General features: G+C 64.7%; 8 protein-coding genes. 4 read left to right on the top strand and 4 right to left on the bottom strand.

From position 1 onward, the window contains the following. The first annotated feature begins 71 nt into the window (after positions 1 to 71). Positions 72 to 2,012, top strand: a complete 1,941-nt coding sequence (locus tag ACUXH0_RS08575; protein WP_012435850.1) for a SurA N-terminal domain-containing protein — start codon at positions 72 to 74, stop codon at positions 2,010 to 2,012. Positions 2,013 to 2,096: 84 nt separating this feature from the next. Here ACUXH0_RS08575 and lepB read toward each other — a convergent pair whose 3' ends face one another. Further along, positions 2,097 to 2,789 carry a signal peptidase I gene (gene lepB, locus ACUXH0_RS08570; protein ID WP_182593899.1) on the bottom strand — a complete coding sequence of 231 codons (693 nt, stop codon included), beginning with the start codon at positions 2,787 to 2,789 and terminating at the stop codon, positions 2,097 to 2,099. An 84-nt stretch (positions 2,790 to 2,873) separates the two neighbouring features. Beyond that, complete coding sequence (locus tag ACUXH0_RS08565; RefSeq protein ID WP_182593898.1) at positions 2,874 to 3,491, bottom strand: arylesterase; 618 nt, start codon at positions 3,489 to 3,491, stop codon at positions 2,874 to 2,876. Positions 3,492 to 3,555: 64 nt separating this feature from the next. On the opposite strand from ACUXH0_RS08565, the gene ACUXH0_RS08560 reads away from it, so the two are divergent. Then, positions 3,556 to 4,266: an ABC transporter ATP-binding protein gene (locus ACUXH0_RS08560; RefSeq protein ID WP_182593897.1), complete on the top strand. Its 711-nt coding sequence runs from the start codon at positions 3,556 to 3,558 to the stop codon at positions 4,264 to 4,266. Between the two features lie 9 nt (positions 4,267 to 4,275). Here the strand turns inward: ACUXH0_RS08560 and pgi are convergent, their stop codons facing one another. Together pgi and ACUXH0_RS08550 are read right to left on the bottom strand one after the other, a co-directional pair. Next, positions 4,276 to 5,895, bottom strand: a complete 1,620-nt coding sequence (gene pgi / locus ACUXH0_RS08555) for a glucose-6-phosphate isomerase (protein ID WP_182593896.1) — start codon at positions 5,893 to 5,895, stop codon at positions 4,276 to 4,278. 71 nt (positions 5,896 to 5,966) lie between these two features. Beyond that, positions 5,967 to 7,562 carry an NAD(P)H-hydrate dehydratase gene (locus ACUXH0_RS08550; RefSeq protein WP_182593895.1) on the bottom strand — a complete coding sequence of 532 codons (1,596 nt, stop codon included), beginning with the start codon at positions 7,560 to 7,562 and terminating at the stop codon, positions 5,967 to 5,969. Between the two features lie 85 nt (positions 7,563 to 7,647). On the opposite strand from ACUXH0_RS08550, the gene ACUXH0_RS08545 reads away from it, so the two are divergent. Both ACUXH0_RS08545 and purL read left to right on the top strand, forming a co-directional pair. After that, positions 7,648 to 8,217, top strand: coding sequence for a winged helix DNA-binding protein (locus ACUXH0_RS08545; RefSeq protein WP_004626997.1), 570 nt, complete (start codon positions 7,648 to 7,650; stop codon positions 8,215 to 8,217). Between the two features lie 147 nt (positions 8,218 to 8,364). Beyond that, positions 8,365 to 12,471, top strand: a complete 4,107-nt coding sequence (gene purL, locus ACUXH0_RS08540; RefSeq protein ID WP_182593894.1) for a phosphoribosylformylglycinamidine synthase — start codon at positions 8,365 to 8,367, stop codon at positions 12,469 to 12,471. Positions 12,472 to 12,643 lie beyond the last annotated feature (172 nt).

Below are 12,643 nucleotides of genomic sequence, written 5' to 3'. Positions count from 1 at the left end.
ATTGTCCGGAATGTCGGCGGCACCTGATAGAATCGCCGGATTTTCCATCTTCCATTCACCTCCGGTCCAGCATGCTTGATTTCGTACGTACGCATCGGCGCTTGATGTTTCTGGTGCTGCTGATTCTGGTGTTCCCGTCGTTCGTGTTCTTCGGCGTGCAGAGCTATTCGAGCTTCATGGACAGCTCGCATGACGCCGCCAAGGTCGACGGCAAGGTCATCTCAACCAACGAAGTCGACGCGCGCGTGCGCGAGCAGACCGAGCGCCTGCGCCAGATGCTTGGCGCGCAATATGATCCGCGCCAGTTCGAAGGTCCACAGATGCGCCGCGACGTGCTCGACGGCATCATCCAGCAACGCGTGCTGGCCAATGAAGTCGTGCGTGCGAACCTGACCATCTCGAACGAGAAGATTCGCGACACGATCCTGCAGATTCCGGCCGTGGCGGCGCTGCGCAAGCCGGATGGCTCCTTCGATCAGGAAGCCTACGTAAGGCTGCTGTCTGCGCAGAACATGACGCCCGAGCAGTTGGAAGGCAATCTGCGCTTCGAGCTCTCGCAGCAACAGATTCCGCAATCGATCGTGTCGTCGGCGTTTGTGCCGAAGTCGCTGGTGGAGCGCCTCATCCAGGTACGCGATCAGCAACGCGAAGTTCAGACGCTGCTGTTCAAGCCGGCCGACTACGCTGCAAAGGTCAATGCGGACGACAAGGCCATCCAGGCTTACTACGACGCCCACCAGCAGGAATTCTCCGTGCCGGAGCAAGTCAAGGCCGAGTATGTCGTGTTCTCGGGCGAAGAGATGATGAAGCAGATTCCGGTCACGCCCGAGCAGATCAAGGAGTACTACGATCAGAACGCTGCGCGCTTCAAGACACAGGAAGAACGCCGCGCCGCTCACATCCTGATCAAGCTGCCGGATAACGCCAAGCCTGCTGACAAGGAAGCCGCCAAGAAGAAGGCCGAAGAAGTCTTGGCCGAGGTGCGCAAGAATCCCGCGAGCTTTGCCGAGCTTGCCAAGAAGTACTCGGGTGATCCAGGCTCGGCCGCGCAGGGTGGCGAGCTGGGCTTCCTCGGCAAGGGCGCGACTGTGCCGCCGTTCGAGAACGCGCTGTTTGCGCTCAAGCAGCCGGGCGACATCAGTGACGTGGTCCAAAGCGATTTTGGTTTCCACATCATCAAGCTGGAAGAAGTGAAGGGCGGCGGCGTGCAGCCCTTGGAAGCCGTGAAGCCTGAGCTTGAACGCGAACTGCGTACGCAACTCGCGAACAAGAAGTACTCGGAGCTGGCCGATGCGTTCTCCAACACGGTGGAAGATCAGTCCGACAGCCTGAAGCCGGTGGCTGACAAGCTCAAGCTGCAGATCCAGACGACCGACAACGTAACCCGCACCCCGAGCCCGGCGCAGTCCGGCAGCCCCATCGGCAACGACAAGGTGCTCAAGGCGCTGTTCGCTGACGACGTGATCAAGAATCACCGCAATACGGCCGCCATCCAAGTGGGCCCGACCACGCTGGTTGCAGCGCGCGCGGCGGAGTACCGCCCGGCCACGGTGAAGAAGCTGGCCGACGTGCGTGAACAGGTCAAGGCCAAGGTGATCGCCGAGCAAGCGGCTGCGCTGGCCAAGAAGGCTGGCGAAGAGAAGCTTGCCGCCGTGAAGCAGAGCAACAGCGCCGATGGCTTCGGTGCTGCACAGACGGTCTCGCGCCAGCAGGCGCAGGGCACGCCGCCGGCTGCACTGACAGCCATCCTGCGCGCGGATGCGACCAAGCTGCCGACCACCATTGGTGTCGACCTGGGTCCCCAGGGCTACGCGCTGTATCGCATCAACAAGGTGCTGCCGCCGGCCAATGTGGACGAGACGCGCCGTGCTGCCGATGCACAACAACTGGCTCAGGCCGCTGGTCAGACCGAGTTCAACGCCTACTATGAAGCACTGAAGGCGCGCTCGAAGGTGAAGATCAACAGCAGCGCGGTCGACAGCAGCAAGCCAGCCAATACGGCAGAGGACTGATACGGCGTGCAGAGCACGTAGCCTGACGAAAAAGCCCCCTCAATAACGAGGGGGCTTTTTCTTTGCGTACTTTTTGGCGTTGCGCTAGTCCAGCGGCTTGCCCATGCGTGCGAGGCGCGGCATGTACAAGTGGTCTGGATCGAACGATAGGGCCACATGGGAAGCGCGGGCGATCAGATTCTTGCGCGGTACGAGGCCGAAGTAGCGGGAGTCGCGGCTGTTGTCGCGGTTGTCACCCAGCATGAGGTAGTGGTCTTGCGGGACGGTGATGGGACCGAAACTGCGCAGGGCACGCACCTCCGGCAAGACCATCACGGTGTGCTCCCGGCCCGGTAGCGCTTCCGACCAGAGTTCGTGCGGCAGCGTTGCCGTCGCTTGGGGCAACGCGCCGGGCGCGACGTCGGGCAGCGGGGTATAGGTGATGCGCCGGTGATTGATGTACAGCGCCTCGCCGCGCATTTCAAGCACATCGCCAGGCAGACCGATCAGTCGCTTGACCAGCTTCGTGCCGTCTTCGGGCGAGGAGAAGACAACGACATCGCCACGTCGCGGTTCGCTGCCGCGTTTGAGCCAGACGGTGGTGGCCGGAATGCGCACACCGTAAGCCAACCGGTTCATCAGAATGTAGTCGCCCTCGATGAGAGTGGGGTTCATTGAGCCGCTGGGCACGACCGCCCAGTCGGCAATGCAGGCGCGGAAGGCAAAGAGCAACGACATGCCGACCAGGAACCGTTTGTTATCGCGCGCTGCGCGCAACCCGCTTGCCAGAAGCTTCATGGTTTTAGCCCGATGAGATGTGGCCACCTCGCCCGACTGTGGACGTCGATGCGTCTGACGGTGCAGATCGGCGTGGTGGAGCCGTCATCTACGGACCCGCGCTTTGAGAAGAGGTTCCAGTTTGGGCCACACGTTATCGAGCATCGTCGGCTGCGCTGCGGCAATGGGGTGGATGCGATCTTCCTGGAACCAGTCTGGCCGTTGCGCAACGCCTTCGAGCAGGAACGGCACCAGCGGCAGCTTGTACTGCTGCGCCAGCTTGCCGAACATGGCGAAGAAGCGCTCGCTGTAATCCGGGCCGTAGTTCGGCGGGATGCGCATGCCCACCAGCAGCACCTTCGCGCCAGCCGCTTGCGATGCTTCGATCATCGCCTTCATGTTGCCCTCGCTGGAGGCGAGCGACAGGCCGCGCAGCGCGTCGTTACCGCCCAGTTCGAGAATCACGACAGAGGGCTTTTCGCGGGCCAGCACGGCGGGCAAGCGCGAGCGGCCGCCGGCCGTGGTGTCGCCGCTGATGCTTGCATTGGCGACGCTATAATCGGGCTTCCGTTCTTTGAGGCGCCTGTCGAGCAACGCGACCCAGCCTGTGCCTTGCGCCAGGCCGTATCCCGCCGACAGGCTGTCACCCAGCACCACCACACGATGCGATGCCGGCGCGCCTTCTGCTGCAGCGGCCTGTGCGAGCGGCAGCATGCTGAACATGGCGAAGCCTAGTGCCGCTGCTAGTGACTTCACACTGCGCCTTCTACTACCTACCAGTCCAATCATGTCGTCTTCCGCTACCTGGGTGATTGAAGTCGATTCGCTGCACAAGACCGTGCGCGATGCCACCGGTGAGTTGCCTATTCTGAGCGATGTTGCCTTCCGTGTGGAAAGGGGCGAGACACTGGCCATTGTTGGCGCTTCCGGCTCGGGCAAATCGACGCTGCTTGGGTTGCTCGCAGGCCTGGATTTGCCGACATCGGGGTCCGTCAAGTTGCTCGGCAACGACCTGTTCCGGTTGGACGAGGATGGCCGTGCGGCCGTGCGCGGCAGCCACGTGGGCTTTGTCTTCCAATCGTTCCAGCTGTTGCCCCACCTGACGGCGCTTGAGAACGTGATGCTGCCGCTGGAGTTGCAGGGCGATGTGAGCGCCGCCGAAATGCGTCGGCGCGCAACGGTCCTGCTGGAGCGCGTCGGCCTGGGTGCGCGGCTGTCGCACTATCCGAAGACACTGTCGGGCGGCGAGCAGCAGCGCGTAGCCCTGGCACGTGCGTTCGTGACCGAGCCCGACATTCTCTTTGCTGATGAACCCACCGGCAGTCTCGACACCGCCACCGGCGAAGCCGTGATCGCACTGATGTTTGAACTCAACCGCAGTGCCGGCTCCACGCTGGTGCTGGTGACGCACGACCGCTCCGTTGCGGCACGTTGCGGCCGCATTCTTACCATCGAAGCAGGGCATCTCGTCGGTGACGAGGCTGTCACCGAACTCTGAACGTTTGCGTCAGAGCGCGGCTTTGGCGCGGCGAATCAACGCCACCGTCGACGCATCATGCGCCACAGAGGCCGGCGCACCTTCCAGTTCCGCCTGGATTGGCTTGGCGAGTTTCTTGCCAAGCTCCACGCCCCACTGATCGAACGAGTTGATGTTCCAGACCGCGCCCTGCACGAAGGTGCGGTGCTCGGCGCAGGCGATGAGCGCGCCGAGTGAGGCAGCGTCCAGCCGCTCCATCAGGATGGTCGTGCTCGGGCGATTGCCTTCGAACACCATATGCGGCACCAGCGCTTCGTCGGTGACGCCGCCCGCGCGGACCTCCTCGGCGGTGCGCCCCAGCAGCAGTGCCTCGCCCTGCGCGAAGCAGTTGGCGAGCAGCTTGGCATGGTGGCCAGGCAGGTTGCGCACCGGCTCGAGCGTGGTGATGAAATCCACCGGCACGATCTGCGAGCCCTGGTGGATCAACTGGAAATACGCATGCTGCCCGTTGGTGCCGGCCGTGCCCCAGACGATGGGGCCGGTGTCGGTATCGATGGCCGCGCCGTTGCGCTGGACCGATTTGCCGTTGCTCTCCATCTCCAGCTGTTGCATGAAGTCGGTCAGCAGTTCCAGCGGCGCGCAGTAGGGCACGGTGCATGCGCTCGCCGCATCGAAGAAGCCGCGATACCAGACCGACAGCATCCCGAGAATGAGCGGGAGGTTCTCGCGCGGCGCGGCCGTCGCAAAGTGGCGGTCCATCGCACGCGCGCCGTCGAGCATCGCTTCAAACTGCTGCGGCCCGATCGCCAGCACGATCGACAGGCCCACGGCCGACCACAGCGAGAACCGCCCGCCAACCCAATCCCAGAACGTGAACATGTTGTCCGGGTCGATGCCGAACTGCACGACGGCCTCGCGGTTGGTGGAGACAGCGACGAAGTGGTGCTTGAGCTGGCTTTCCGCGACGCCGTGGTCGACAAACCACCGGCGCATGCTGTGCGCGTTGGCCATCGTTTCCAGCGTGGTGAACGTCTTGGAACAGACGATGGCGAGCGTGGTGTCGGGGTTCAGATGGTCGAGCGTTTCCGCCAGGTCCGTGCCGTCGACGTTGGAGACGAAATGCACGCGCACCTGCGGCACGGCAAGGTGGTCGAGCGCGCGGCATACCATGCGCGGGCCGAGGTCCGATCCGCCGATGCCAATGTTCACCACGTCCGTGATGCGCTGGCCGGAGTGGCCTGTCCATGCACCGCTGTGCACACGGTTGGCAAAGTCGCGCATCTGCGCGCGCACGCGCAGCACTTCGGGCATGACGGGCTCGCCGTCGGCACGATAGTCGTCTTCAGCGCGGCCACGCAGGGCCACGTGCAAAACGGCGCGGTGCTCGGTGTTGTTGATGCGTTCGCCACGCAGCATGGCGTCGCGCAGGGTGAGCACGCCGGCTTCCTCAGCAAGTTGCAGCAGTTGGGAAAGCGTGTCGGGGGTGATGCGGTTTTTTGAGTAATCGACCGTCAGGCCAGCGGCCTCCAGCGTGAAGGCACGTACCCGTTCTTCGGCGTCCGGCGCGGCAAACCAGTCGCGCATATGTGTCGCGCGGATCGATTCTGCATGTTGCGTCAGGGACTGCCAGGCGGGTAGGGCTGTAGGCATACGGCGTGATGTGGCGTGAGGTTGGGGCGGGAAAGCGAATGCGCAGTATAACGGCGCTGTATGACGGCTTTCTATCGGCGAACGTCCGACGCCAGCAGGGCGTTCAGCGCACGTCGTGCCGGCACGCAAAGCTCGCTTGCGTGCATCCCGATGGGGCCGATACCCGCGTGGACAAGGTCGTCGGCCGCACGACCATGCAGCCAGACAGCCGCAAGTGCAGCTTCGCGCGCGCCCATGCCTTGCGCAAGCAGTGCGCCGATCATGCCGGTCAGTACATCGCCCGTGCCGCCGGTGGCGAGCCCGCCGTTGCCGGTTGGGTTGATGGCCGGCGGGATGCCAGGCGCCGCGATGACTGTGCCCGAGCCTTTGAGCACGACCACCGCGCCCGTCCGATTGACAAGCGCCTTGGCGGCGGACAGCCGATCGTGCTGCACGGCGAGCGCATCGGTATGCAGCAGTCGCGCGGCTTCCAGCGGATGCGGCGTCAGCACCAACGGCACACCGCTTCCGGCCAACTGCGTGAGCCGTGCGAGCAGCGCCGGCGTTTTCGCAAGGAGGTTCAGTGCATCGGCGTCGAACACGGCGGGCGTGTGCGCTGCCAGCATGCGGTCCAGCAGATGCTCGAGCGCGATTTCCGACTCCTTGCCGGTGCCCATGCCGGGCCCCACGGCCAGCGCCTGCATGCCACCCAGATCAAGGGTGCTCCAGCTGTGCAGCATCAATTCAGGTTGCGCGGGGTCGACGCGCGGTGCATCGGCGGCAAGCGAGACCACGTGCACCTTGCCCGCGCCCAGATAGAGCGCTCCGCGCGCCGACAGCAGCGGCGCTCCGACCATGCCTGCCGCACCGCCCACGATTGCCGCACTGCCATATGTGCCCTTGTGGCCGTTATGCCGCCGGCGCGGCACGTGCGCAAGCCAGCGTGACGGCGTGTTGACAAAGGCGTCCGCTTCAATCACGCCGTCATAAGCCGCTTGCGCAGCCTGCAAGTCGGCCAGCGCGATGTCGCCGGTGGCGTCGCGGCCATCGCCGGTCAGCACCCCCGGTTTGACGGCGAGAAACGTGATAGTGGCGCGTGCCTGAATGACGGGCGAATCTGGGGCGGGCGGCTGGCCCGTATCGCCGTTCAGCCCCGAGGGAATGTCCAGCGCAAACACCGGCAAGCCGCTGGCGTTGATGGTGTCGACCAGTGCGGCATGCAACCCCGTCAGCGGCCGGGCGAGTCCGATACCAAAGAGGCCGTCGACGATGACGGAGGCAGCCGCCGGCACCGAAACGGCCGTGTGCAGAGGTTCAATGGGGACATTCGCGGCACAAGCCTCCGTCCAGGCGCGGCGCGCGTCATCAGGCAGCTTGGCCGGGTCTGCGGCAAGCCACACCGTGACGGCGCGCCCTGCCAGATGCAGCACCGTCGCCGCAACGAGCGCATCGCCACCGTTGTTGCCTGGGCCGGCAACGAGCAGGACATGCCCGTGTGGCGCGCGCGTCTGCAGCCAGTCGGCGGCGGCTTCGCCCGCCCTGGCCATCAAGGTGAATGGTTCGAGGGTTCGGTACGCAGCTGCTTCCAGCGCGCGGATGCCCGCTGTGCCGAAGAGGAGGTCGGCGCCGTGGTGTGCGGCCAGTGCGCCGTCGATCAGGATTTCGCGCCAGCTAGGGTGTGAGGACATGGCAACTACGCTTTCAACAGTGCAGACATGACGATCTATTCTCTTACAATAGCCCGCGTTTACGGTCCTTTCCCAGCCTGTTGCAATGTCCAAATCGCCGACCACCCCGAAAGCTGATCTGCCGCAATCCGCAGCCAATGAGGACGCAGGCAAGGGCGGGCCGATCGTGTCTTCGTCACACCTGGTGTCGGCGCGCAGCCCCGAGTTGTCGGAGTTCGAGTTCGCGCTCAACACCGCCTACAACGCCTACAACCGCTGGTGCGTGCGCTGCATGGCCGCCGCCGGCGTGCGCGACCTGACCTTCCTCGATGTGCTGGTGGTGCATCACGTCAACCACCGCGGCCGCGCCAAGCGCCTGGCCGACATCTGTTTCGTGCTGAACGTGGAAGACACCCACCTTGTCACGTATTCCCTCAAGAAACTGCAGGGGATGGACCTGGTGGAGGGCACGCGCAACGGCAAGGAAGTCACCTACACCACCACCGAAGCCGGCGAAAAGGCCTGCGCCCGCTACCGCGAGATCCGCGAGCAGTGCCTGACCAGCAATATTTCGCCCAGCGGCGAGGAAAATGCCGAAATTGGCGAACTGGCGCGCCTGCTGCGCGTGCTGACGGGTCTTTACGAGCAGGCGGCACGGTCCGCTACGTCGCTGTAAAACGGGCGTTTTTGACCCGTTCCGGCCGAGGCAGGCGCATTTCGGGCCGATTTGAGGGTCGGTAACAAGGACGGGGCAAGGTACAATGGCGGTTTCCCCGCGCACGCCGGGAACCTCCTCTTCCAGCTACTGCCTGCCTTGCCCACCATGGCGCATTTCTCGTGCTTTCCCGGCGCTCTCGCGCTGTCCGCCTTCCGCCAGCAACGCCTGCTTTCCACCCTCAAGCGCATCGATCCGGACATCGATGGCGTCAGTGCCCAATATCTGCATTTCGTGGCCGCCGACACGCCCCTGTCGGCCGATGAAGCCGCCCGTGTGCAAGCGCTGCTGACCTACGGTTCGCCCGCGCCGGCCGATGTCGAGGGCGACCGTTTTGTGGTCATCCCGCGCTTCGGCACGATCTCGCCATGGGCCAGCAAGGCGACGGAAATCGCCCGCCACTGCGCACTGCCGCAAATCCATCGCATCGAGCGCGGCGTGGAATTCACCGTCACATGCAAGAAGGGCCTCATTCGCAGCCTGACCGGTGCTGCCAAGCACCTGGACGACGCCACCCGCGCCGCCGTCGCCGAGCATCTGCACGACCGCATGACCGAAACCGTCATCGACTCGCGCGAAGCCGGCTATGGCCTGTTCGACGTGCTGCCCGCCAAGGCACTGCGCTTTGTCGATATCGCCGGTGGCCAGGATGCTGGTCGTCGTGCCTTGGAAGCCGCCAACGTCGAGATGGGCCTCGCCCTGTCTGACGATGAAATCGACTACCTGGTCGACGCCTACCGCAAGCTCGAACGCAACCCGACCGACGTCGAGCTGATGATGTTTGCGCAGGCCAACAGCGAGCACTGCCGGCACAAGATCTTCAACGCAGACTGGACCATCGACGGCCAGACGCAAGACAAGTCGCTCTTCGCGATGATCCGCAACACGCACCAGTTGGCGCCGCAGGGCACGATCGTCGCGTATTCCGACAACGCCGCCGTGATGGAAGGCGGCATGGCCGAGCGCTGGTTTGCGCACGCTGGCACGGAAGGCGAGACAGGCGTGCCGCAATATGGCCGCCGCGAAGCCCTCACGCACACGCTGATGAAGGTGGAGACGCACAACCACCCGACGGCCATTTCGCCGTTCCCGGGTGCGTCGACCGGCGCCGGCGGTGAAATCCGAGACGAAGGCGCAACCGGCCGCGGCGCCAAGCCCAAGGCGGGCCTGACTGGCTTTACCGTGTCGAACCTGCTGCTGCCGGAAGCCGTGCAATCGTGGGAAAACGCGCGCGATACCGCCCAGCCGGTGGCGCACCGCAACCCGGATGAAGCTGCACCGGGCCCGGTCGGCAAGCCGGACCGCATCGCCTCGCCGCTGCAGATCATGATCGAAGGCCCGATCGGCGGCGCTGCGTTCAACAACGAATTTGGCCGGCCCAACCTCGGCGGCTACTTCCGCGTCTACGAGCAGAACGTCGGCGGCACTGTGCGCGGTTATCACAAACCGATCATGATCGCGGGCGGTATCGGCAATATCGACGCAGGTCATACGCACAAGCACGGCCTGCCGGCCGGTACGCTGCTGATCCAGCTGGGCGGACCCGGCATGCGCATCGGCATGGGCGGCGGTGCTGCCAGCTCGATGGCTACCGGCACCAATACCGCCGACCTGGACTTCGATTCCGTCCAGCGCGGCAACCCCGAAATGCAGCGCCGCGCGCAGGAAGTCATCAACGCGTGCTGGGCGCTGGGCGAAGACAACCCGATCCTGTCGATCCACGACGTGGGCGCGGGCGGCATCTCCAACGCCTTCCCGGAAATCGTGGACGGCGCCGGAAAGGGCGCGCGCTTCGATCTGCGTCAGGTGCATCTGGAAGAGTCGGGCTTGAGCCCTGCAGAAATCTGGTGCAACGAATCGCAAGAGCGTTACACGCTCGCGATTGCCCCCGGCGATTTCCCGCGCTTCCAGGCCATGTGCGAGCGCGAGCGCGCCCCGTTCTCGGTGGTCGGCTTCGCCACGGATGAACAGCAACTGCAAGTGGTCGACAGCGACACCGCAGCCGACCTGCCCGAACACTTCCCGGTCAACATGCCGATGGACGTGCTGCTCGGCAAGCCGCCGCGCATGCACCGTGACGTGCGCCGCGTCGCGCAGGAACTGCCGGAAGTCGATGTCACCGGTCTGGACCTGGAAGTCGTCGCACGCGACGTGCTGCGTCATCCGACGGTGGCCAGCAAGTCGTTCCTCATCACCATTGGGGACCGCACCGTTGGCGGCTTGAACACGCGCGACCAGATGGTCGGCCCTTGGCAGGTGCCGGTGGCCGACGTGGCCGTCACCACGCTGGACTACAAGGGCTACGCCGGTGAAGCGATGACGATGGGCGAGCGCACGCCGCTGGCCGTCATCAACGCACCGGCTTCGGGCCGCATGGCTATCGGCGAGTCCATCACCAACATCGCCGCCGCCCCGATCGACTCCCTCACTCAACTGAAGCTGTCGGCCAACTGGATGGCCGCCTGCGGCGTGAATGGTGAAGACGCGCGCCTGTACGACACCGTCAAAGCGGTCGGCATGGAGCTGTGCCCGGCACTGGGCATCAGCATTCCGGTGGGCAAGGATTCGCTGTCGATGCGCACGAAGTGGGAAGACGAAGGCGCGGCGAAGGAAGTGGTCGCGCCGGTCTCGCTCATCGTCTCGGCGTTTGCGCCGGTGACGGACGTGCGCAAGACGCTCACGCCGCAGCTCAAGCAAGTCGAATCAGCCAACGCGCCGGCGGACAGCACGCTGATCCTGATTGACCTGGGCCGCGGCAAGAACCGCATGGGCGGCAGCATCCTGGCGCAAGTCACGGAGCAGATCGGCAACAGCGTGCCGGACGTAGATGACGCCGAAGACCTCAAGCGCTTCTTCGCCGCCATCCAGCAACTGAATGCCAGCGGCTCGCTGCTGGCCTATCACGACCGCTCCGACGGTGGCTTGTGGGCGACCGTCTGCGAAATGGCCTTCGCCGGCCACTGCGGCGTGTCGATCAACGTCGACATGCTCACGCTCGACGGCGCGCATGAATCCGACTACGGCGACGCCAAGAACTGGGCGCAGCAAGTCTCCGGTCGCCGCGCCGATCTGACGCTGCGTGCGCTGTTTGCCGAAGAACTCGGTGCCGTCATCCAGGTGCCGCTGGCCCAGCGCGACGCCGTCTTTGCGGTGCTGCGCGAGCACGGCCTGGCCGGTTGCAGCCACGTGATCGGCGCGCCCAACGCCAACGACCACATTGAAGTCTGGCGCGACGCCAAGAAGGTGTTCAGCGCGTCGCGCATCGAACTGCAACGCACCTGGACGGATGTCTCCTGGCGCATCGCCAGCCTGCGCGACAACCCCGAGTGCACGCAGAGCGAATACGACCGCATCCTCGACGCTGAAGACCCGGGCATCTCACCCAAGCTCACGTTCGACTTGGCTGATGACGTGGCTGCACCGTTCATCGCCACGGGTGCCCGCCCGCGCATGGCGATCCTGCGCGAGCAGGGCGTGAACTCGCAGATCGAAATGGCTTACGCGATGGACAAGGCCGGCTTCGATACCTACGACGTGCACATGAGCGACCTGCTGGCGGGCCGCACGAACCTCGCCAGCTTCAAGGGCTTCGTCGCCTGCGGCGGTTTCAGCTACGGCGACGTGCTGGGCGCGGGCGAAGGCTGGGCGAAGACGATCCTCTTCAACAGCATGCTCGCCGAGCAGTTCGCGGCTTTCTTCAACCGCACCGATTCGATCGCGCTGGGCGTGTGCAACGGCTGCCAGATGATGGCGAACCTCGCCCCGATCATCCCGGGCGCCGGTGCATGGCCGAAGTTCACGCGCAACCAGTCGGAGCAGTACGAAGGGCGTCTGGTGACCGTGCAGGTCGAAGCATCGCCGTCGATCTTCTACGCGGGCATGGAAGGCAGCCGCATTCCCATCGTCGTAGCGCACGGCGAAGGCTATGCCGACTTCTCGCAGCAAGGCGACATCGACAAGGTGGCTGTTGGCCTGCGCTACGTCGACAACCGCGGCGAAGTCACGCAGACGTACCCGCTGAACCCGAACGGCTCGCCTAAGGGCATTGCCTCGGTGACGACGCACGACGGCCGCTTCACCGCACTGATGCCGCACCCGGAACGCGTGTTCCGCGCCGTGCAGATGAGCTGGCATCCGAAGGAGTGGGAAGCCGCCGGCGACGGCAGCAGCCCGTGGATGCGGATGTTCCGCAACGCGCGGAAGTGGATGGCGTAAGCAGTCCGCTCAGCAGCAAAACGAAGAACGCGCCGGGGCGACTCGGCGCGTTTTTTTTTCGCCCTCCGTTGGGACGACGAGGCTGGACATCAACCCTTACCGACAGCCCGGGCAATGTTTCCTAGGCAAATGTTATATTTCGCGCGCATGCGCCCCGGCCGATGAGCCGAAA

This window comes from Ralstonia sp. 110700041-2 (genome assembly GCF_056280165.1).
This window is presented reverse-complemented; position numbering and strand designations above follow the sequence as displayed.